Origin of the sequence: Saccharopolyspora sp. 7B, from assembly GCF_020177435.1 — a bacterium.
Lineage (GTDB): Bacteria > Actinomycetota > Actinomycetes > Mycobacteriales > Pseudonocardiaceae > Saccharopolyspora_C > Saccharopolyspora_C gregorii.
In genome coordinates, this window is record NZ_JAIUKC010000177.1 from 1 (window position 1) to 21814 (window position 21814).

Genomic DNA, 21814 nt, shown 5'->3' on the forward strand with positions numbered 1-21814 from the left:
CCCCGCTTGCGCAGGTCACGGGCCAATTCCGGGTAACCGTAGCCGCGCTGCTCGCAGAGCAACCGGAAACGCCGCGCGCGGGCGCGCCGCCCCCCCCCCCCCCCGCCCCCCCCCCCGGGGGGGGGGGGGGGGGGGCCCCCCGTCCGGGTTGGAACGTCAGCCGAAGAGCGCCGGGAGGGTGCCCTCCCACGCCTCGCGGAGCTCCGCGAGCGGGATCTCGGCGATGTCCTGGATGTCCAGGCTCGACGTGCCCGCGTCGGCGACGCCGACCTTCGCGCACGGCAGCTCGCGCGCCGCGCACATCTCGGTGAACCGCAGCTCCTCGCTGCGCGGCACCGCCACCAGCACGCGGCCCGCCGACTCGGAGAACAGCGCGACGAACGGGTCCACGCCCTCCGGCAGCACCACGCGGGCACCGCACTCGCCGACCAGCGTCGTCTCGACCAGCGCCTGCGCCAGCCCGCCCTCGGACAGGTCGTGCGCGGCGGAGATCATGCCGTCGCGGGAACCGGCCAGCAGCACGTCGGCCAGCAGCTTCTCCCGGGCCAGGTCCACCTTCGGCGGGGTGCCGCCGAGGTGGTCGTGGGCGACGCGCGCCCACTCCGAACCGCCGAACTCCTCGCGGGTGTCCCCGAGCAGCAGCAGCGTCTCGCCCTCCTCGCCACCGATGCCGGTGGGGATGCGGCGGGTGACGTCGTCGATCGTGCCGAGCACGCCGACCACCGGCGTCGGCAGGATCGGCTGGCTGCCGGTCTGGTTGTAGAAGCTGACGTTGCCGCCCGTCACCGGGATGCCCAGCTCCGCGCAGCCGTCCGCCAGCCCCTGCACCGCCTGCTGGAACTGCCACATCACGCCCGGGTCCTCCGGCGAACCGAAGTTCAGGCAGTTCGTCACCGCCATCGGGGTCGCCCCCGTGGTGGCCACGTTGCGGTACGCCTCGGCCAGCGCCAGCTGCGCACCCGCGTACGGGTCCAGCCGCGTGTAGCGGGCGTTGCAGTCGGTGGCGACGGCGATGCCGCGGCCCGTCTCCTCGTCGATGCGCAGCACGCCGCCGTCCGAGGGCTGGGCCAGCACCGTGTTGCCCCGCACGTAGCGGTCGTACTGGCTGGTGACCCACTCGCGGGAGCACAGATTCGGCGACGCCGCCATCGTCAGCAGCGTCTCCCGCAGCTCGTCCGGGGTGGACGGGCGGGCGAGGGTGTTCGCGTTGTCCGCGGCGATCAGGTCCTGCTCACCGGGGCGCTGCACCGGCCGCTCGTACACCGGGCCCTGGTGGGCGACGGTGCGCGGCGGCACGTCCACGACCAGCTCGTCGTGCCAGTAGATCTCCAGGTTCTCGCCGTCGGTGACCTCGCCGATCACCGTCGCGAGCACGTCCCACTTCGCGCACACCGCCATGAACTCGTCCACACGGGACGGTTCGACGACGGCGCACATGCGCTCCTGGGACTCGCTGGAGAGCACCTCCGCCGGGTTCATGCCCGACGCGCGCAGCGGCACCCGGTCCAGGTCCACGCGCATCCCGCCGTCACCGGCCGAGGCCAGCTCCGAGGTCGCGCAGGACAGGCCGGCGCCGCCCAGGTCCTGGATGCCCACGACCAGACCCGAGTGGTACAGGTCCAGGCAGCACTCGATCAGCACCTTCTCGGTGAACGGGTCGCCGACCTGCACGCTCGGGAGCTTCTTGCGGCCCGTGCCGCCCTCGGCGTCGTCGAAGGTCTCCGACGCCAGCACCGAGACACCGCCGATGCCGTCCAGGCCCGTGCGGGCACCGAACAGGATGATCTTGTTGCCGGTGCCGGAGGCGTGCGCGAGGTGCAGGTCCTCGGTCTTCATCACGCCGACGCACATCGCGTTCACCAGCGGGTTGCCCGCGTAGGACTCGTCGAACACGACCTCGCCGCCGATGTTCGGCAGCCCCAGGCAGTTCCCGTAGCCGCCGACCCCGGCCACCACGCCCGGCAGCACCCGGCGGGTGTCCGGCGCGTCCGCCGGGCCGAAGCGCAGCGGGTCCGCCACCGCGACCGGGCGGGCGCCCATCGCCATGATGTCGCGGACGATGCCGCCGACACCCGTGGCCGCGCCCTGGTACGGCTCCACGTACGACGGGTGGTTGTGCGACTCCAGCTTGAACGTGACCGCCCAGCCGTCGCCGATGTCCACCACGCCCGCGTTCTCGCCGATGCCGGCGAGCATCTTCTCCCGCATCTCCGGCGTCGTGGTCTCGCCGAAGTACTTCAGGTGCACCTTCGAGGACTTGTACGAGCAGTGCTCGCTCCACATCACCGAGTACATCGCCAGTTCGGCGTCGGTGGGGCGGCGGCCCAGGATCTCCTTGATCCGCTCGTACTCGTCGTCCTTCAGGCCCAGCTCGCGGTACGGCTGCGCCAGGTCCGGCGAGGACTTCGCGATGCCCACCGTGTCCAGCTCCGGCCGGGACTCCACCGGATCCGCCTCCGGGCCGTCGGCGACCGCGGCCACCGCGGCGGCCGTCGCGTCGTGCTCGTTGTTGCTCACGCTGCCACCAGTACGTCGAGAGCGGACAGGAACATGCCGAGGCCGTCATCGGTGGGCCCGGTCAGCGGGTCGATCGCGTGCTCCGGGTGCGGCATCAGGCCGGCGACCCGGCCGCGCGCGTCGGTGATGCCCGCGATGCCGCGCAGGGAACCGTTCGGGTCGTCCTCCAGGTACCGGAACAGCACCCGGCCCTCGCCCTCCAGCTCGTCCAGCACGGCCTGGTCCGCCATGTAGGCGCCCTCACCGGACTTCAGCGGGATCAGCAGCTCGGCGCCCGCGTCGTAGCGGGACGTCCACGCGGAGGAGTTGTTCTCGACCTTCAGCCACTGGTCGCGGCACACGAAGTGCAAGCCCGAGTTGCGGGTCAGCGCACCCGGCAGCAGCCCGGCCTCGCACAGGATCTGGAAGCCGTTGCAGATGCCCAGCACCGGCATCCCCTGCCCGGCGGCGCGCACCACCTCGCCCATCACCGGGGCGAACTTCGCGATCGCGCCGCAGCGCAGGTAGTCCCCGTAGGAGAACCCGCCCGGCACGACCACCGCGTCCACGCCGCGCAGGTCCGCGTCGGCGTGCCACAGCGGCACCGCCTCGGCACCCGCCTTGCGGACCGCGCGCTGCGCGTCCACGTCGTCGAGGGTGCCGGGGAAGGTGATGACGCCGATCTTCGGGCTCATGCCGGTACCGCCTCTCCGCGATTCGCAGTGGTGGTTGCGCCCGGCCGAACCTCGCGTTCCGTGGTTCCTCGTGGCCGGCTTGCGTCACGTTCCCCTGAGGTGCGGTCACGCAGGACTGGAGTGGGCCCGAAATCGCTCATGCTTCCACCCTGCGGACGACGAAGTTCTCGATCACGGGGTTGGCCAGCAGCGTTTCGGCGATCTGGGCGAGCGCGGCGTCGTCGACGTCGTCGGCGACCTCCAGCTCGAACCGCTTCCCCTGGCGGACTTCGGAGATGCCCTCGAAGCCGAGCCGGGGCAGCGCAGCGGCCACCGCCTGACCCTGCGGGTCGAGAATCTCCTGCTTGGGCATGACGTCGACGACGACTCGGGCCACGGGCGATGCTCCCGGATTCGTGCAGATCCTCCTGCCCCGTGCAGGACAGGGATGGATGTCCAGCAGTACCTGCAAAGGGTAACTGAGCTGCGGGTTCGCCCTCGCAGACAGGTGCACCGGAAGCGCCGTGGACCACATCCGGCCACGCTCCGCGACCAAATCGTCACCGTTCATCCGGCCGGGGGAGGTCACGCGAATCCACTCCCGCTTTCCGCGCAGTGCTGCTCAGCCGAATTCAGCAGCATTGCGCAGAAAAGCATTTTCACGCTGTGTCCTCCGGCACTTTCCGCCGCATTCGCGGAACGTTCACCGGACTTCGCACGTCTTCCTCATGGCAACACCGGAAGGCGGGCCACGACGAGCACCGCGTGGACCGCACCGCACACCCCGGACACCGACGAAACCCCAGCTCCCCGGCCGCAGAGCCCGAACAGGCCGGGTGGAACCGCCACCGCAGGCGCGCGGAGAACCGTTCGCGCGACGCGGGGCGGCGGGGGGTCCGCCACCCCCAGCGGAATCCCCGGAACGCTTCCCGTTGCGCTGCACACCCCCCGATCAGCGGCGCAACGGGAAGCTCCGGACATGTCAGTTCCGCGATGCGTTCCTGGTCTCACCCGAATGGGAGAACTCGAATTCCGCGACCCGTTTCCCGGCCACCTCCCGGCGAACCGGACCGAACGCCCTGCCGCACCGGAAACGACCTCGCGCACCGCTCTGGGAAGCTGGAGGGCGACACCGATGCGTCCGGGGAGGGCGAGCCGATGAAGATCACACACTTCGGACACGCGTGCGTGCTGGTGGACACCGGGCAGGCGCGGCTGCTCATCGACCCCGGCGCGTTCTCCCAGGGGTTCGAGGAGCTGCGGGACCTCGACGCGGTGCTCATCACCCACCAGCACTTCGACCACCTCGACGCCGACCGGCTGCCCGGGCTGCTCGGGGCCAACCCCGGCGCGCGGCTCATCACCGACCCGGCCACCGCGGACATCGTCACCGGCCAGGGCTTCCAGGCCGAAGCGGTCCGGCCCGGGGACGCGTTCGAACTCGGCGGGGCCGCCGTGAACGTCGTCGGCGGCCAGCACGCCGTGATCCACCCGGACATCCCGGTGATCGACAACGTCGGGCTCGTCGTCGACCACGGCGCCTTCTACCACCCCGGTGACTCCTTCCACGTGCCCGAACAGCGGATCGACGTGCTGGGACTGCCCACCGGGGCGCCGTGGCTCAAGCTCTCGGAGGCCGTGGACTTCCTGCGCGCCGTCGCGCCGCGGGTCGCGGTGCCCATCCACGAGGCCGTGCTGGCCTCGCCCGCGATGCACCACCGGATGTTCGAGCAGCTCGCGCCGCAGGACACCGACGTGGCCGTGCTGGACCGGGCCGCGGCGACCTCCGTGTAGGACACCGCCGCGGCCGCTGGTGGATCAGTCGTCGTGGTGGTCGTCGTGGTCGTCGTCGAAGCGGTCGTCGTCGTGGTCGTCATCCCGATCGTCGAGCCGGTCGTCCCGGTCGTCGTCGAGCCGGTCGTCCCGGTCGTCGTGCCGCTCGGCCGCGCCCGGCGGCAGCGGTGCCGGAGCGCCCGCCCGCAGCCGCGCCTCGGCCTCGGCTTCCGCCCGGTCGTCCGCGTCGTCCCACGGCCCGTCGTCGAAGCGGTCGTCGCGGTCGTCCCGCTCCCAGCGGTCGTCGTCCCACGGCCCGTCGTCGTCCCACCTCGCGGGTGCTCCGGCGGCCGGGTTCGCCGGCACCGCGCCGGTACCCGCGCCCGCGAGCGCGACGCCCGCGCCACCGACCCCCAGCACGCCCACGATCGCCGCGGTGGCCAGCACCGCCCTGCTCGGTTTCCTGATCCGCATCCGTCCTCGTCCTCCCGGTCGCTTTCCTCCTGGACGAGATCGAGCTTCGCGGCCGCGGATGAGCTCACCCTGAGCCCGAGGTGAAAGCCCCTTCACCCGCTCGGCAGCGCACGGTCCGCCTCAGCTGGAGAGCGGGTCGAGGTTGCGGATCGCGGCGGGCAGCGGCATCAGCCGGCGGGGGACGGCGGTGGCGGCGAACGCGGCGTAGGTCGCGGGCTCCGCGCCGTGGTGCAGCGCGAGGTCGACCGCGTCCAGCACGGCCTGCCGCGAACCGGACCGCGCCAGGTCGGCGGCGTCCACCGCCAGCCGCACCGGCCGACCGCGCCGGGCCGCCCGGCTCACGCCCAGCACCAGCGCCCGGCACCACCAGTGCTCCACCCGGGCGCCCGGCCCGAGTGCGTGCACCCGGGCGCGGTGCACCCGTCCGGTGCGCAGCTCGTGCACGCCCAGCGCGTCGGCGCACACCGCGAAGTCCCGCCTGCGCAGCGCCGTCACCGTGCCCGGCGAGGACAGCCAGCGCGGCGGCACGAACAGTTCGGCGCGCAGCCCCAGCCGGTCCAGGGCGGCGGCCGCGGCGTGCAGCCGCAGCCCGGCCTCGTGCGCGGGGAGCGCGGCGAACTCGGCACCGCGGACCGCGGCCGTCGGACCGGACGACGCCACCCTCGGCAGCAGCCGCTGCGCGTGCGGGGCGTGGTCGAAGCCGTGCAGCGCCACCGCGTCCCCGAGGCGGCGCCGCTCCCGCACCCAGCTCACCGCGGGCCGGTCCGGCCCCGGTGGCGCGGTGCCGTTCGGGCGCGGCGCCACCAGCAGCGTCAGCGGGACGCGGCGCAGATCCAGCTCGGCGGCGAACCCGGCGCAGTGCTCCAGCGCCCGGTCTCCGAGCCCCGACAGGGAGACGACCAGCGGAAAGCCCACGGCTCACCATTGGGCCGCACCCGGGTGTCCCGGCCCTGACCGCCGGGTGACCGAACGGCGCAGATCGGGCGAACGTCGCCCGGGCGATCAAGCAGGCCGGACGTCCGCGAGTCGGCGTCCGCGGACCGGAGGCCCGCAGGCCGGGCGTCCGCAAGCCAGGTGTCCCCCAGACCGGAGGTCGCCGAACCGGCGGTCCCGAGCCAGGCTGTCCGCAGACCGGGCGCCCGCAGATCAGGCGTCCGCGGACCGGAGGTCGTCGAGCCGGGCATCAGCAGACCAGGGGTCGGCGAACCGGCGGTCGGCGAACCGGGTGATCAACGGGTCGTCGGCCGATCGGCGCGAAACCGGCGGCAAGCGGGCCCCGGATCAGGCGGGCGAAGGCCAGTCGGCGAGGTCGCGGCCGGTGATGCGCTCGTAGGCCTCGACGTAGCGGTCGCGGGTGGCGGCCACCACCTCGTCCGGCAGCGACGGCGGCGGCACGTCGGAGGCCCGGTCCCAACCGGACTCCGGCGAGGTCAGCCAGTTCCGCACGTACTGCTTGTCGAACGACGGCTGCACCCGGCCCGGCTCGTAGCCGTCGGCCGGCCAGAACCGGGAGGAGTCGGGGGTGAGCACCTCGTCGCCCAGCACGATGCCGTCGGCGTCGAGGCCGAACTCGAACTTGGTGTCGGCGAGGACCACGCCGCGGCTCTCCGCGTGCTCGGCGGCCCGCGCGTACACCCGCAGCGTCAGCTCCCGCAGCTGCTCGGCGCGCTCCCGGCCCACCTCGGCGGCCACGGCGTCGAAGCTGACGTTCTCGTCGTGCGAGCCGAGCTCCGCCTTCGTGGCCGGGGTGAAGATCGGCTCGGGCAGCCGGGACGCCTCGGTCAGCCCGTCCGGCAGTTCGACGCCGCACACCGCGCCGGTCGCCCGGTAGTCGACGAGGCCGGAGCCGGTGAGGTAACCGCGGGCCACGCACTCCACCGGCAGCATCTCCAGCCTGCGCACCAGCAGCGCGCGGCCGCGCACCTCGGCGGGGATGCGCGGGTCGTCGTGCGCGACGACGTGGTTCGGCACCAGCTCGGCGAGCAGGTCGAACCAGAACACGCTCATCGCCGTCAGCACCCGGCCCTTGTCCGGGATGGGGGTGTCGAGCACGTGGTCGTAGGCCGAGATGCGGTCCGACGCGACCATCAGCAGGTGCTCGTCGTCCACGGCGTGCAGCTGGCGAACCTTGCCCGCGGCGATCAGCGGGTATGCCGAGAGTGCGACCACGCGGCGATTCTCCCCCACGCCGACCGCCGCCCGGCCGAGCGGCCCTCCGGAGGCTCCGGTGCACGGCCCGTTCGCCCGGGTCGGCTGGGCGAACGGGCCGTGCACCTGCGGGATCAGAGGATGGGGGACGGGGTGTACCGGGCCGCCTCGGGGTAGCGGGCGACGACCTCGTCCACCGCGGCGACGACGGCCGCGACCTGGGCGGAGGCCGCGCCGGTGAAGGACAGCCGGTCGGCGAGCAGCTCCTCCAGCGCCGCCTTGTCCAGCGGCAGCCGCTCGTCCGCGGCGAGCCGGTCCAGCAGGTCGTTGCGCTCGATCCCCTGCTCCCGCATGGCCAGCGCCACGGCGACCGCGTTCTCCTTGATCGCCTCGTGCGCCGTCTCCCGGCCGACGCCGGCGCGCACCGCCGCCATCAGCACCTTCGTCGTGGCCAGGAACGGCAGGTAGCGGTCCAGCTCGCGGGCCACCACGGCCGGGTAGGCGCCGAACTCGTCGAGCACCGTCAGGAACGTCTCCAGCAGCCCGTCGAACGCGAAGAACGCGTCCGGCAGCGCGATGCGGCGCACCACCGAGCAGGACACGTCGCCCTCGTTCCACTGGTCCCCGGCCAGCTCGCCGCCCATCGACGCGTAACCGCGCAGCAGCACGGACAGGCCGTTGACGCGTTCGCAGGAGCGGGTGTTCATCTTGTGCGGCATGGCGCTGGAGCCGACCTGGCCGGGCTGGAAGCCCTCGGTGACGAGCTCGTGGCCCGCCATCAGCCGGATCGTCTTCGCCACCGAGGACGGCGCCGCGGCCAGCTGGGACAGCGCGGTGAGCACCTCGAAGTCCAGCGAGCGCGGGTACACCTGGCCGACGCTGGTGAGCACCTTCCCGAACCCGAGGTGCTCGGCGATGCGGCCTTCGAGGTCGGCGAGCTTCCCGGCGTCGCCGAGCAGGTCCAGCATGTCCTGCGAGGTGCCGACCGGGCCCTTGATGCCGCGCAGCGGGTAGCGGGCCAGCAGGTCCTCGACCCGGCCGAACGCGACGAGCAGCTCGTCGGCGGCCGTCGCGAACCGCTTGCCGAGCGTGGTGGCCTGCGCCGCCACGTTGTGCGACCGGCCCGCCACGACCAGCTCGCCGTGCTCGGCGGCCAGCCGCGCCAGCCGGGCCAGCACGGCGACCACGCGGTCGCGCACGTGCTCCAGGCTGCGGCGGACCTGCAGCTGCTCCACGTTCTCGGTGAGGTCGCGGGAGGTCATGCCCTTGTGCACGTGCTCGTGCCCGGCGAGGGCGTTGAACTCCTCGATGCGGGCCTTCACGTCGTGCCGGGTCTGGCGCTCGCGCTCGGCGATGGATTCCAGGTCGACCTGGTCGACGACCCGCTCGTAGTCGGCGACCGCGCCCGCGGGCACGTCGACGCCGAGGTCGGCCTGGGCGCGCAGCACGGCCAGCCACAGCTGCCGTTCCAGCACGATCTTGTGCTGCGGGGACCACAGCTCGACCAGCTCCGGCGAGGCGTAGCGGTGGGCGAGCACGTTCGGGAGGTGGGGCTTGACCGTCACGGCTGACCAGGATACTTCCCGGCCGCGGACCCCAGGACCGGGCAGTGGGCGGGCGCGGAAAATCGGTCGAGGCGGCGGGCCGTCGCGAGCTAGGTTCGGCTCGTCATGACTCCTGATCCGCGCGGCCCGCTGCGCCTGCTGTGGTCGCTGCTGCGCGACCGTCCCGCGCTGCTGGCCGCGGCACCCGTCACCGGTTCGCTGTGGCTGCTGCCGACCGCGGTGCTGCCGCTGGTCATCGGGCGCGCGCTGGACGCGGGCGTGGCCGGCCGGGACGGGTCGGCGCTGCTGCGGTGGGTGCTGGTGGTGCTGGTGCTCGGGATCGTGCAGGCGTTGGGCGCGGCGGCGCTGAGCTGGACCTCGCACACCCTGTGGCTGCACGGCGCGAGCTCCGCCGAGAAGGTGGTGCTGCACCACGTGGCGGGCCTCGGCGGCGCGCTGACCAGGCGCGTCCGCACCGGTGAGGTGGTGTCCGCAGGCTCCGCCGACATATACCAGGTGGGGCAGGCGTTCGAGGTGTCCGCCCGGCTCAGCGGAGCGGTCGTCGCGTTCCTCGCCGCCGCGGGCGCGCTGCTGACGATCTCGCCGCTGATGGCGGTGGTGGCGCTGGTCGGGGTGCCGCTGGCGACGCTGGGCATCGGGCCGCTGCTGGGCCCGCTGCGGCGCCGCGAGGAGGCGCAGCGGGAGAACCTGACCGGGCTGAACACGCTCGCCGCGGACATCGTGTCCGGGCTGCGCGTGCTGCGCGGCATCGGCGGCGAGTCCCGTTTCCACGACCGGTTCGTCGCGGCCAACCGCCGCGTCCAGGACTCCGGGGTCGCCGCCGGGCGGATCACCGCGTGGCTGGCCGGGGCGGAAGTGCTGCTGCCCGGTCTGGTGACGGTGCTGGTCACCTGGCTGGGCGCGCGGATGGCGCTGGCCGGGACGATCAGCGCCGGTGAGCTCGTCGCGTTCTACGGGGTGTCCAGCTTCCTGGTCATCCCGGTGCGCACCGCCACCGAGGCCGCGAGCACCTTCGCCTCGGCCGTCGTGGCCGCGGACCGCGCCTGCGCGCTGCTGCGGCTGCGACCGGAACCCGCCGACCCGGACGTGCCGCGGACGCTGCCCGCCGGACCGCTCGCGCTCGCAGACGAGCGCACCGGGGCCCGCGCCGACGCGGGCGAGCTCACTGCCGTCGACGCCGCCGGGCACGGCGAAGCGCTGGCCGAACGCCTCGCCCGGCACGTCGACGACGGGCCGGTGCTGGCCGGCGGCGTGCCGCTCGCGGAGGTCGCAATCGCCGAGCTGCGGGAGCGGATCGTGCTCGCGCACAACCAGGACCTGCTGTTCGCCGGTCCGGTCCGCGCCGGGATCGACCTGGGCTCGCCGGTGCCGGTGGAGGCCGCGCTGCACGCCGCCGACGCCGCGGACGTGCTCGCCGCGCTGCCCGCGGACGGCGAGCTCACCGAGCAGGGCCGCGCGCTCTCCGGCGGCCAGCGCCAGCGGCTGCTGCTGGCGCGGGCGCTGTGCAGCGACGCCGACGTGCTGGTGCTGGACGAACCCACCTCCGCGGTGGACGCGCACACCGAGGCGCGCATCGTGCGCCGCGTCCGCGACCTGCGGAAAGGACGCACCACGATCGTGCTCACGCAGAGCCCGCTGTGGCACGCGGTCGCCGACCGGGTGGTGCACGTGACGGAGGACCACGCATGACGCTGCCCCTGGCCGAGCGGACCGAGGTGCTGCGGTGGCTGCGGCGCACCGCCGCCGCCCACCGGAAGCGGTTCGCGCTGCTCGTGCTGCTGTTCGCGCTGTCCACCGCGGTCGGCCTGATCGGCCCGCAGCTGCTCGGCCGCCTGGTGGACGCGGTGGTCGCCGGAGCACCGGTGCGGCAGGTCGACCTGCTGGCGGCCGGGTTCCTGGCGGTGCTGGTGGTGCACGCGCTGCTGGCCCGCGCGGCCCGGCTGCGCGCCGCCGTGTTCGGCGAAGCCGTGCTCGCCGAGGCCCGGGAGCGGGTGGTGGGCCGCGCGCTGCGGCTGCCGCTGAGCACCGTGGAGGAAGCAGGCACCGGGGACCTGCTCAGCCGCGCCACCTCCGACGTGGACCGGCTCGACTCCACCGTCCGCGACGCGGCACCCGAGCTGACCGGGGCGGCGCTGGCGCTCGTGTTCACCGCGGCCGCGATGGTCGCCACCGCACCGCTGCTCGCCTGCGGCCTGCTGGTGGCGGTCCCGCTGCTGGTGGCGGTGAGCCGCTGCTACTTCCCGCGCGCCCGGCGGACGCTGACCAGGCTGCTCGCGGACTGGGCCGGGGTGCAGTCCGGCATCCACGAGACCGTGCGGGGCGCCCGCACCATCGACTCGCTGCGGCTCGCCGCGCGGCGCCGCGAGCACAACGACCGGGTGCTCGCGCAGGCCGTCGCCGACGAGCAGAGGCACCGCGGGCTGCTGTCGATCTTCCTGCCCGCGCTGGAGCTGTCCTACGTGCTGCCGCTCGCGGCGATCCTGCTCATCGGCGGCTGGAGCTACCACGCGGGGCTGGCGGAGCTGGGCACGGTGACGACGGTGGTGCTGTACGCGGCGGCGCTGTCCGAACCGCTGGCCGAGCTGTTCTCCTGGCTGGAGGAGCTGCAGCTGGGGCACGCGGCGCTGCGGCGGATCCTCGGGGTGCCGGGGAGCGGGGCGGGGAAGCCCGAACGCGCTGAGCATGAGCGTCGTCCCGAGCACGAGCGTTCCGCGCCCCATCGCCCGGAGCCCCACCGCGCTGCGCCCGAACGCCCAGAACTCGATCACGCTGCGCCCGATCACCCGGAGCGCGAACGCGCCGAGCCCGAACGCGCCGAATCCGATCGCGCCGCGATCAGGGACGCCGCGCTCGGGGACACCGCACCCCGCGACGCCGGACCCGAGCGCACCGAGCACCGTCCCGCGGCCGGCCGCGGCCCGTCCGAGCGAGCCGGTTCCGGCGCGCACGACCTGGTGCTGCGCGACGTCCGGTTCTCCTACCGCGCGGGCCGCGAGGTCCTGCACGGCGTCGACCTGCGGGTTCCCGCCGGGGAGCGGCTCGTCGTGGTCGGTCCGTCCGGGGCGGGCAAGTCCACGCTGGGACGGCTCATCGCGGGCGTCAGCGCACCCGACTCCGGTTCGGTCGCCTTCGGCGACGTGGAGATCACCGCGTTGCCGCCCGCCCGCGTCCGCCGGGAGGTCCTGCTGCTCACCCAGGAGCAGCACGTGTTCACCGCGAGCCTGCGGGACAACCTGTCGCTGCCCGAAGCGCGGGAGTGGACCGACCGCGAACTGCACGAGGCGCTGGCGGTGGTCGGCGCCGCCGAGTGGGCCGCGCGGCTGCCGGGCGGGCTGGACGCGGTGGTCGGCTCCGGCGGCGCGGCGGTGCCCGCCGCGGTCGCACAGCAGCTCGCGCTGGCCCGGGTGGTGCTCGCCGACCCGCACACGTTGGTGCTCGACGAGGCGACCTCGCTGCTGGACGGGGACGGCTCGCGGGAGCTGGAGCGCTCGCTGTCCCGGCTGCTGGCCGGGCGCACCGTCATCGCCATCGCGCACCGGCTGCACACCGCGCGCACCGCGGACCGGGTGGCGGTGGTGGACGGCGGACGGATCGTGGAGCTCGGCGCGCACCGCGAGCTGCTGGCGGCGGACGGCTCCTACGCCGCCCTGCACCGCGCCGCCGCGGGCGAGGACTGATTCCCGCCGTGGGGCGGTGGTCCCCGGCGGCCCGTCGCCGCCGGGACCGCTGTCGCCGGTGGCTCCGCCGCAGGCGACGGCACCGTCCTCGCGAGCACCCGCGGGTGGTCGGCGGCTTCGCCGCGTGGACACGAGCACGATCCGGAGTGGGGTGCGCGGACGGTGGCGCGCATCTCGGGCTCGGGGAGAAGCGCCTGACCTCGGAGTCCCGGATTTATGGTACGGTCGTCCCGGAACTGGAGGTAGTGATGGCTTGGATCGTGCTGATGATCTCCGGCGTGTTCGAGGCGGGCTGGGCGATCTCGCTGAAGCTCTCCGACGGCTTCAGCAAGCTGTGGCCCAGCGTGTCGTTCCTGGTGCTGGCCGCGATCAGCTTCAGCGGCCTCGCCTGGGCCATGCGCACGCTGCCCGCCGGCCCCGCCTACGCGGTGTGGACCGGCATCGGCGCCGCGCTCACCGCCGTGATCGGCATGGTGTGGCTCGGTGACGCCGTGTCCGCGCTCAAGGTGGTGTCGCTGGTGCTCATCGTCGCCGGGGTGATCGGGCTGAACCTCGCCGGATCGCACTGACTCCTAGGATCGGGCGTCATGACAGCGGCCACCCCCAAGGGCGAACGCCGCCGCCACGCACTCGTCGCGGCGGCGGCGGAACTGCTCGCCGAAGGCGGGCTCGAAGCGGTGCGGCACCGCGCCGTGGCGGAACGCGCCGGGCTGCCGCTCGCGTCCACCACCTACTACTTCACCTCGCTCGACGACCTCGTCGCCGCCGCCGTCGCGCACGAGGGCCGCGCGGAGCTCGCCGCGGGCCGCGCCCGGCTCGACGGGCTCGCCGACGAGCTCCGCACCACCGAGGACGTCGTGGAACTGGTGCTGGACCTGCTGCTGGGCACCGGATCCCGGATCGGCGGCACCGAGCCGGTGCTGCTGCGCTACGAACGGCTCGTCGGCTCGCCGCGGCGGCCGTACCTGGCGCCGCTGATGCGGGAGCTCACCGGGGAGCTGAAGGACCTGCTCGGCGAGATCCTCGCCCGCAGCGGCAGACCCGTCGACCGCGAGCAGCTGGACGAGCTCATCGCGCTCGTCGACGGGACCGTGGTGAACGCGCTCATCGAGAGCGATCCCGAGCCGCGCCGCGCGGCCCGCAGGACCCTCCGCCGCAGGCTCGGCTGACCGGTCAGAAGCGGGGCGCCAGGTCCGCCGCGATGCCGCCGAGGCGGTCGGCGAACGGCGCCGTCGGCGCGCCCATCGGCTCGCTGAGCACCGTCAACGTCCGGCCGCTGCGCGTCGGCACCTCCACCACCTCGGTGTGCGGCGCCCGGCCCTCCGCGGCCGCGGGTTTCGCGCCGGACGGGCTCAGCAGCAGCGCCACCTTCCCCGACACCGCGCCCTCCCGGACCGGGACCGCGGCGGTCCGCGACCCGATCGGGCAGGAGCCGTCGGCACCCGTCGGCCGGGTGCTCCCCGCCTCCGGCAGCTGCTCGGCCAGCGCCGCGGCCAACGCCGAATCCGGTGCGCCGCACTCGGCGCCCGCCTTCGGGTCGCCCAAGGTGATCGGGCCGGAGCGCGGCGTCGCGGGCTCCTGCGGCAGCGCCATCGGCGCCTGCGTCGGCTCGGCCGGGGCCTGCGCCACCGGTTCCCCGGACTGGCCGAAGAACCCGGTGCCCACGCCGACCCCGCCGACCAGCACGGCCGCCGCGACCAGCGAGCCACCGGCGAACGCCGTGCGGCGGCGCGCCGTCACCCGGCGGGACCCGCGCAGCACGTCCTGCTCGTCGAACGACGCCTCGGGCGCGTCGCGGGCCGCGTTGCGGAAGAGCTGTTCCAGCTCGGTCTCGTTCACTTGCCGCACCTCCTCACGACGTCGATCGAAGATCGTCGAGCTGGCCGCCCAAGGCCTCGCGCAGCGCCTCCAGCCCACGGGCCGACTGGCTCTTCACGGTGCCTTCGCTGCACTTCATCACCTCGGCGACCCCGGCGACGTCGAGCCCCTCCAGGAATCGGAGCACCAGCACGGCCCGCTGCTTCGGCGGCACCTGGCGCAGCCCGGCGACCAGCGTCTGCCGGGTCGCGATGCCGTCTTCGACCGAGCCGCCGGTGGGCCGGTCCGGGAGCACGTCGGTGAACTTCTCGCGGCGCCACGGCCGCCGGGACTCGTCGATCACGGCTCGGCTGAGCGTGCGGCGGACGTACGCGTCCAACGCACCCTTGTCCCGCACCTTGCGCCAATGCCGGTGCAAGGAGATGAACGCGGTCTGGGCCAGGTCGTCCGCGCGGTGCCAGTCACCGCACATCATGTACGCCATCCGACGAACCGCCTCCCGCCGAGCCGCGAAATACTCCGCGAACTCCTGCTCCTCGCGCTGGTCCACGCGGAACTCTCCGCTCGTCCGTGCTTGCACTGCTGGGACGGTGCGCCCGGCACCTGTGGTTGCACGCCGCCGCGAAAACGAACGGTGCGCGTGCAGAACCTTAGTGAAGGCGGACCGCCCGGCCGAGCCGCCACCGGTGGAGTTCCGGGCCGCGCAGGTCAGCCGCGCGAGCACCCGCTGCGATCACCCGGATGCGCGGTGCCACGGCCCCGAGCGGGCCGATCGGAATCCTCCGACCAGTTGCCTCGACCCCCCGCTGATGTGGTGTGATCGGTTCGTGACCCGAACGGCCCCCATCGACCTGCGTTCCGACACGGTCACGCGCCCCGACGAGCGGATGGCCGCGGCGATGGCCGACGCCGAAGTCGGCGACGACGTGCTCGACCACGACCCGACCATGCGCGCGCTGGAGGAGCGGGCCGCGCAGCTGCTCGGCACCGCCGCCGCGCTGTGGGTGCCCAGCGGCACGATGGGCAACCTGATCGCGCTGTCGGTGCACCTGCGCCGCGGGGACCGGTTCCTCGCGCCGCGCGGCGCGCACGTGCTGCACCACGAGCTGGGCTCCGCCGCGTGGCTCGCCGGGGGCATGCCGGAACCGCTGGAGTGGGACGCCGGCCCGGGGCGGCCCACCGCCGACTCGGTGCGTGCGCACGCGAGCGGCGACCGGCGCTACGACGCGCTGCACACCACGCTGCTGTGCCTGGAGAACACGCACAACGCGGCGGGTGGCGCGGTCATCCCGCCGCACGAGCACGCCCAGCTCGCCGCGGCCGCCCGCGACCGCGGGCTGCACGTGCACCTAGACGGCGCGCGGATCTGGAACGCCGCCACCGCGCTCGGGTTGCCGCCCGCCGCGCTGACCGTCGGGGTCGACACGGTGCAGGCCTGCCTGAGCAAGGGGCTCGGCGCCCCCGTCGGATCGGTGGTGGCCGGGACCAGCGACTTCGTCGCCGAGGCGCGGCGGGTGCGCAAGATGCTCGGCGGCGGCGTCCGGCAGGGCGGGGTGCTCGCGGCGGCCGGGCTGGTCGCGCTGGACCGGATCGCGGACCTGGCGGCGGACCACCGGCACGCGGCGCTGCTCGCCGACGGGCTCACCGAGCTCGGCTGGGACGTCACCGCCCCGCAGACCAACATCGTGCTGGCCGCGGTGCCGGACGTGCGGCTCACCCTGGACCGGCTGCGGGAGATCGGGGTGCTCGCGGTGCCGATGGACGGGAACGTGCGGTTCGTGACGCACCGGGACGTGGGCGAGCGGGACGTCCAGGAGGTGCTGCACCGGATCTCCCGCAGCGGCGGCGCGGACCGGCCGGCCGGGATCCCGCAGGCGGGCTGACCCGGGATCAGCTCCCGGTGGCCAGCCTGCGCCTGCGGTGGGCGGCCATCCGGACCGGGGCGTTGTGCTCACCGCGGCCGCGGTAGCCGCCGACCCGCTGCACCACCTCGAAGAACACCCGCGAGCCCGGCACCGCCACCGAGAAGTGCAGGTACTCGCCGCGCGCGTCCCGGTCGTAGAGCACCGAGCACTCCCGCAGCCGCGCCGCGAGCCCCGGGTCCAGCTCCAGCCGGGCGTCCAGGTCGTCGTAGTAGTTGTCCGGGATCGCCACCACCGGCGCGCCCAGCTCCCGCACCGCGCGCGCGGTGGCGAACACGTCGTCGGTGCTCAGCGCCACGTGCTGCGGGTTCGGCACGGCGGGCGCCCACGAGCCGCGGCGCAGCACCGCCGAGTCCAGCGCCAGCCGCACCGTCCCGCCCGGGTCCAGCACCAGCCTGCTGCGCACCAGCCCGAACGGGGCGGCGAACTCCACCGGCGGCTCCGGGTCGAGGCCCAGCACCGAGCGGTAGAACAGGATCGCCTCGTCGAAGTGGTCGAACGGCTGGGTCATCGCGACGTGGTCGATGCCGGTGACGCCCGCGCCCGCGGTGCCGCCCGGCTCGGGGTCGAAGTCGCCGAGCCAGCTCGCGTCCCGGTCCGCGCCGGTGCGGCAGAAGAACAGGGCGGTGCCGTCCGGTGCGGCCACCGAGGACAGGTCCGCCTCGTCGGGCCGGGCGGAGCGCGGCAGCACCGGCGCGAGCAGCCCTTCGGCGCGGCGGGTGGCGGCGCGCGGGTCGGCGCTGTGCACGCCGATCGCGGCGAGCGCCCCGCCGCCGCGGTGCTCGGGCCGGTCCGGCCCGGTGTTCACCAGGATCCGCGCGTCCCCCTGCTCCCAGAGGCGCACCGGTTTGGAGCGGTGCCGCCCGGCCGGCCGGAAGCCGAGCGCGGCCAGCGTCGAGCCCAGCCGCTCGCCCGCGCCGGCGTCGGCACCGAGCTCCACGAACGCCGGTCCGGCCAGCTCGGGCGGTTCGGGCAGGCTCCGGCCGCCGACGACGGGCCCCGCCGGTACCGCGGCCTCCTCCAGCGCCAGCAGCGAGCGCATCGCGTCCACCGCGGCCGGGCCCGGATCGGCCTGCCGGAACACGTCGTTGAAGACCTCCAGGGACAGCGGCCCCGCGTAGCCGGCGGCGAGCACCGCGCCGAGGAAGCCCGCCAGGTCGAACTCGCCCTGGCCGGGGAACAGCCGGTGGTGCCTGCTCCACTGCAGCAGGTCCATGTTCATCCGCGGGGCGTCGGCCAGCTGCAGGAAGAACAGCTTCTCGGCGGGGATGGTGCGGATCGTGGTGGGGTCGCCGCCGCGGGACAGGATGTGGAAGCTGTCCAGGCACACGCCGAGCGCGGGGTGGTCGGCGCGGCGCACGATGCGCCAGGCCCGCTCGTAGGTGTCCACGAACCGGCCCCAGGCGAGCGCTTCGTAGCAGATCCGGATGCCGCGCCCGGCGGCGAGCTCGGCGAGGTCGTGCAGCTGCTCGGCGGCCAGGTCGTCGTCGTCCACGGCCTCCGGGGACACCGAGGAGCACACCAGCGCCAGGTCGGCGCCGAGGCGCGCCATCAGGTCGAACTTGTGCTCGGCGCGGCGCAGGTTGGCGCGCAGCACGTCGCGCGGGACCGCTTCGAAGTCGCGGAACGGCTGGTACAGGTCGATGGCCAGGCCGAGGTCGGCGCACTGCGCGCGGATCCGCTCCGGGGTGGCGGCGGAGGCGATCAGGTCGTTCTCGAAGATCTCCACCCCGTCGAAGCCGGCCGCGGACGCGGCGGTGAGCTTGTCCTCCAGCGACCCGGACAGGCAGACCGTGGCGATGGAGCGGGCGCGTTCAACGGGCTGCGTGGACACGGGGGCCTCCGGGTTCGGTCACGAGGGTCTCGAAGTGGCGCAGCATCCGCTCCGGGTCGGGTTCCCGCCCGGTGAACAGCCGGAACGCGTCGGCGGCCTGGAACACGGCCATGCCGCCGCCGTCGAGGACGCGGCAGCCGCGGGCGCGGGCGGTGCGGACGAGCTCGGTCTCCAGCGGCCGGTACACCACGTCGGCGACCCACAGCCCGGGGTGCAGCACGTCGGCGGGCACCGGCAGCCCGGGGTGGGCGGCCATGCCGACCGGCGTGGCGTGCACCAGCCCGTCGGCGCCGGTGAGCGCGGCGACGGGGTCGAAGCCGCCGGAGCTCGCGCGGTCCGGGCCGAACCGGCCGCGCAGCGCGGCGGCGAGCTCGGCGGCCCGGGCCTCGTCCAGGTCGAGCACGTGCAGCGAGCCGGTGCCGAGGGTGAGCAGCCCGTGCGCCACGGCGGCCCCGGCCCCGCCCGCGCCGAGCAGCACGACCCGGTCCACCGGCACGTCCGGCAGGCCGCGGCCGAAGCTGCGGGCGAACCCGGACCAGTCGGTGTTGTGCCCGACCGCGCCGTCCGCGGTGAACACGACGGTGTTCACCGCCCCGAGGGCCGCCGCGTCCGGGGACAGCTCGTCGAGGTGGCCGAGGACCAGCTGCTTCGCCGGGTGGGTGATGTTGAGGCCGGTGAACCCGGTGAGCCGGGCCGCGCGCAGCAGCTCGCCGACGGCGGTGGCGGGCGGCCCGATCCGGTCCAGGTCGAGCCGCCGGTACAGGCAGCGCAGCCCGAGCTCGGCGGCTTCCCGCTCGTGCAGGGCCGGGCTGAGGGAGGGGCCGATGCCCGCACCGACCAGTCCGGTGAGGTATCCGTCGTCGCCGATGGCAGCCACCTCCGTCCCGCGGGCCGCGGCCCGCAGCGCAATGAACGAACTAGCTAGTACACAGTAGCCCGGCGGCGCACCGCGGCCAAGGACCGCGGATTAGGCTGGGCGTGATCGAGCGGCCCGGACCGGTGGCTGACCGGCCGGAACCGGCGGAGCCCGGCTCCGGCGACCGCGCCCACGAGACGACGAGGGGAGCTCCCGTGGTGGCACCACCGCCCCCCGCGCCCGAACCAGGCGGCGCCCGGCCGGCGGACGAACCGCGCCAGCGCGACGCCGAGCGCACCCGCGCGGAACTGCTCGACGTGGCGCTCGCCGAGTTCGCCGACAAGGGCTACGCCGGAGCCAGGGTCGACGAGATCGCCGCCCGCACCAGCACCACCAAGCGGATGATCTACTACTACTTCGGCGGCAAGGAGCAGCTCTACATCGCCGCCCTGGAGCGCGCCTACGCCGCGATCCGCGGCGTGGAGCAGGGCCTCGACGTGGCCGACCTGGACCCGGTGGCCGCGATCCGCCGGGTCGCCGAATCGACCTTCGACCACCACGAGTCGCATCCGGCGTTCATCCGGCTGGTGTCCATCGAGAACATCGACCACGGCAGGCACCTGGCGAAGTCCGCGGAGCTGCCCGGGCTGGGCACGCCCGCGCTGGAGGTGCTGACCGGGATCCTGGAGCGCGGCCGCGCGGCGGGGCTGTTCCGGGCGGACGTGGACGCGCTGGACGTGCACCTGGCGATCAGCTCGTTCTGCGTGTTCCGCACCGCGAACCGGCACACCTTCCAGGCGATCTTCGGCCGGGACATGCTGGCGGCGGACCGCCGGGAGCACTACCGCCGGATGGTCGGCGACCTGGTCGTCAGCTACCTGACCGCGGCTCCCGAAGCCGGCTGAGGCGCCTGCCGCCCGCCCGGACCCTGCCGCCCGGACCCTGCCGAGCGGGGGCGCCTGCGGACGCGGACCGCCTCGCAGGCCGGGCACCGGGACGCGATCGAGCCTTGACACGGGTGTGCCGCCACCGCACAGTTGCGAACTAACCAGGTGGTACATAACTGCTTCTCGCTGTTCCGAGCAACGGAGCAAGGACCGTCAGGAGCTACTCGGTGACCGAGACCCGCACGCCCGCGACGCCGGGCGAACACCGCAAAGCCGCGTGGGCGGCCTGGATCGGCAGCGCGCTGGAGTACTACGACTTCTTCATCTACGGCACCGCCGCGGCGCTGGTGTTCAACAAGATCTTCTTCCCGGCCTCCTCGCCCGCCACCGGCACGCTGCTCGCGCTCGCCTCGTTCGGCGTCGGCTACCTGGCGCGGCCGGTCGGCGCGTTCGTGCTCGGCCACGTCGGCGACCGGTTCGGGCGCAAGCGGGTGCTCGTGCTCACCGTGCTGCTGATGGGGCTCGCCACCGTCGGCGTCGGCTGCCTGCCCACCTACGAGCAGATCGGCGTCGCCGCACCGATCACGCTCGTCGCGCTCCGGCTGCTGCAGGGGTTCTCCGCCGCCGGGGAGCAGTCCGGCGCCAGCTCCATGACCCTCGAACACGCGCCGGAGCACCGCCGCGGCTACTTCACCAGCTTCACGCTCAGCGGCACCCAAGCCGGGCAGATCCTCGCCACCGCGGTCTTCCTGCCGATCGCCGCGATGCCGCAGGAGCAGCTGCTCACCTGGGGCTGGCGGGTGCCGTTCTGGCTCAGCGGCGTCGTCGTCATCGTCGCCCTCGTCATCCGGCGCACCCTCGACGAAACACCCGTGTTCCAGCGGGAATCCGCCAAGGAGGACCGCGAGCCGCCGATCGCCGCGCTGTTCCGCGAGCACCGGGCCGACGTGCTGCGCGTGGTGGTGGCCTCCACCGTCGCGGCCGTGAGCACCATCTTCACCGTGCACGCCCTGAGCTACGCGGTGAACACCGTCGGCCTGGAGCGCAGCCCGATGCTGTGGGTCGGGGTGCTGGCGAACGTGGTGGCGCTGGCGGCGATCCCGCTGTGCGCGCTGCTGTCCGACCGGATCGGGCGCAAACCCGTGTTCATCGGCGGGACCGCGGCCTGCGCGGTGCTCATGTTCGGCTACCTGTGGTCGATCTCCACCGGGCGGTACTCGCTGATCTTCCTGACCGGGATCCTGCTGTTCGGCATCGCCTACAGCGCCCCGAACGGGGTCTGGCCCGCGTTCTACGCCGAGATGTTCCCCCCGAAGGTGCGGCTGTCCGGGATGGCCGTCGGCACCCAGATCGGGTTCGCCGTCGCCGGGTTCTCGCCCAGCATCGCCGAGGCCGTCGGGCCCGGGCGGGACGGCTGGTTCGCGGTGTCCGCGTTCATCGCCGCGCTCTGCGCCTGCAACATCGTCGCGGTGCTCACCGCACGGGAGACGCACCGCGTGCCCACCGACGAACTCGGCAGGCGCGGCGGTCCGGCACCGGAACCGGTCGCGGCCGGGTGAGCGCGGGAGGCGGCGGGGCCGGGCCCCGCGCCGGGGCGCGCGGCGCCCCCCCCCCCGGGACCGCAGCACCGGACCGTCATCCAGCTCGCGCAGTCCGACCGCGCCTACCCGAGCGCGGAAGAGCTGCGCGC

At 74.4% G+C, this 21814-nt stretch carries 19 protein-coding genes; 8 read left to right on the top strand and 11 right to left on the bottom strand.

Translation table 11 applies throughout. From position 1 onward, the window contains the following. Positions 1-156: 156 nt before the first annotated feature. From purL to purS, 3 genes are all read right to left on the bottom strand, one after another. On the bottom strand, positions 157-2445 hold the full coding sequence (purL, locus tag LCD33_RS24095) for a phosphoribosylformylglycinamidine synthase subunit PurL (RefSeq protein WP_224968039.1): 2289 nt from the start codon (positions 2443-2445) through the stop codon (positions 157-159). Positions 2446-2513: 68 nt separating this feature from the next. Further along, the gene (gene purQ / locus LCD33_RS24100; RefSeq protein WP_224968034.1) at positions 2514-3191 is read right to left on the bottom strand and encodes a phosphoribosylformylglycinamidine synthase subunit PurQ; all 678 of its coding nucleotides are present in this window, start codon (positions 3189-3191) and stop codon (positions 2514-2516) included. Between the two features lie 136 nt (positions 3192-3327). After that, positions 3328-3567 carry a phosphoribosylformylglycinamidine synthase subunit PurS gene (gene purS / locus LCD33_RS24105; RefSeq protein WP_224958036.1) on the bottom strand — a complete coding sequence of 80 codons (240 nt, stop codon included), beginning with the start codon at positions 3565-3567 and terminating at the stop codon, positions 3328-3330. A gap of 761 nt (positions 3568-4328) precedes the next feature. On the opposite strand from purS, the gene LCD33_RS24110 reads away from it, so the two are divergent. Next, positions 4329-4964, top strand: coding sequence for an MBL fold metallo-hydrolase (locus LCD33_RS24110; protein ID WP_224958037.1), 636 nt, complete (start codon positions 4329-4331; stop codon positions 4962-4964). Between the two features lie 24 nt (positions 4965-4988). On the opposite strand, the gene LCD33_RS24115 is transcribed toward LCD33_RS24110, so the two are convergent. The 4 genes from LCD33_RS24115 to purB all read right to left on the bottom strand — a co-directional run bounded on the left by LCD33_RS24115 (position 4989) and on the right by purB (position 9130). Continuing rightward, entirely contained in the window at positions 4989-5417 is a 429-nt protein-coding gene (locus tag LCD33_RS24115; protein WP_224958038.1) for an ATPase, read from the bottom strand. A gap of 120 nt (positions 5418-5537) precedes the next feature. After that, on the bottom strand, positions 5538-6332 hold the full coding sequence (locus tag LCD33_RS24120; RefSeq protein WP_224958039.1) for a DUF2334 domain-containing protein: 795 nt from the start codon (positions 6330-6332) through the stop codon (positions 5538-5540). 366 nt (positions 6333-6698) lie between these two features. Further along, positions 6699-7586, bottom strand: coding sequence for a phosphoribosylaminoimidazolesuccinocarboxamide synthase (locus LCD33_RS24125; protein ID WP_224958040.1), 888 nt, complete (start codon positions 7584-7586; stop codon positions 6699-6701). Between the two features lie 113 nt (positions 7587-7699). Next, positions 7700-9130, bottom strand: coding sequence for an adenylosuccinate lyase (gene purB / locus LCD33_RS24130; RefSeq protein ID WP_224958041.1), 1431 nt, complete (start codon positions 9128-9130; stop codon positions 7700-7702). 105 nt (positions 9131-9235) lie between these two features. On the opposite strand from purB, the gene LCD33_RS24135 reads away from it, so the two are divergent. From LCD33_RS24135 to LCD33_RS24150, 4 genes are all read left to right on the top strand, one after another. Beyond that, positions 9236-10819 carry an ABC transporter ATP-binding protein gene (locus LCD33_RS24135; RefSeq protein ID WP_224958042.1) on the top strand — a complete coding sequence of 528 codons (1584 nt, stop codon included), beginning with the start codon at positions 9236-9238 and terminating at the stop codon, positions 10817-10819. Further along, complete coding sequence (locus tag LCD33_RS24140) at positions 10816-12807, top strand: ABC transporter ATP-binding protein (protein WP_224978320.1); 1992 nt, start codon at positions 10816-10818, stop codon at positions 12805-12807. The genes LCD33_RS24135 and LCD33_RS24140 overlap by 4 nt, the downstream gene beginning before the upstream one ends. A gap of 248 nt (positions 12808-13055) precedes the next feature. Then, on the top strand, positions 13056-13376 hold the full coding sequence (locus LCD33_RS24145) for a multidrug efflux SMR transporter (RefSeq protein WP_224978321.1): 321 nt from the start codon (positions 13056-13058) through the stop codon (positions 13374-13376). Positions 13377-13394: 18 nt separating this feature from the next. Continuing rightward, positions 13395-13976 (top strand): TetR/AcrR family transcriptional regulator, encoded by a 582-nt coding sequence (locus tag LCD33_RS24150; protein ID WP_224978322.1) that lies wholly within the window; start codon positions 13395-13397, stop codon positions 13974-13976. A gap of 4 nt (positions 13977-13980) precedes the next feature. Here the strand turns inward: LCD33_RS24150 and LCD33_RS24155 are convergent, their stop codons facing one another. Together LCD33_RS24155 and LCD33_RS24160 are read right to left on the bottom strand one after the other, a co-directional pair. Beyond that, the gene (locus LCD33_RS24155; RefSeq protein WP_224978323.1) at positions 13981-14646 is read right to left on the bottom strand and encodes a hypothetical protein; all 666 of its coding nucleotides are present in this window, start codon (positions 14644-14646) and stop codon (positions 13981-13983) included. A 13-nt stretch (positions 14647-14659) separates the two neighbouring features. Beyond that, positions 14660-15175, bottom strand: coding sequence for a SigE family RNA polymerase sigma factor (locus tag LCD33_RS24160; RefSeq protein WP_224958051.1), 516 nt, complete (start codon positions 15173-15175; stop codon positions 14660-14662). A gap of 277 nt (positions 15176-15452) precedes the next feature. Between LCD33_RS24160 and LCD33_RS24165 the strand changes: the two genes are divergently transcribed. Further along, entirely contained in the window at positions 15453-16508 is a 1056-nt protein-coding gene (locus LCD33_RS24165; RefSeq protein WP_224968028.1) for a low specificity L-threonine aldolase, read from the top strand. A 7-nt stretch (positions 16509-16515) separates the two neighbouring features. Here LCD33_RS24165 and LCD33_RS24170 read toward each other — a convergent pair whose 3' ends face one another. After that, positions 16516-18381: a bifunctional sugar phosphate isomerase/epimerase/4-hydroxyphenylpyruvate dioxygenase family protein gene (locus LCD33_RS24170; protein WP_224978324.1), complete on the bottom strand. Its 1866-nt coding sequence runs from the start codon at positions 18379-18381 to the stop codon at positions 16516-16518. After that, positions 18362-19258, bottom strand: coding sequence for a shikimate dehydrogenase (locus tag LCD33_RS24175; protein ID WP_224968024.1), 897 nt, complete (start codon positions 19256-19258; stop codon positions 18362-18364). The genes LCD33_RS24170 and LCD33_RS24175 overlap by 20 nt, the downstream gene beginning before the upstream one ends. Before the next feature lie 197 nt (positions 19259-19455). Between LCD33_RS24175 and LCD33_RS24180 the strand changes: the two genes are divergently transcribed. Then, positions 19456-20142: a TetR/AcrR family transcriptional regulator gene (locus LCD33_RS24180; RefSeq protein WP_224958055.1), complete on the top strand. Its 687-nt coding sequence runs from the start codon at positions 19456-19458 to the stop codon at positions 20140-20142. Positions 20143-20351: 209 nt separating this feature from the next. Then, entirely contained in the window at positions 20352-21683 is a 1332-nt protein-coding gene (locus tag LCD33_RS24185) for an MFS transporter (protein ID WP_224958056.1), read from the top strand. Positions 21684-21814: the final 131 nt, after the last annotated feature.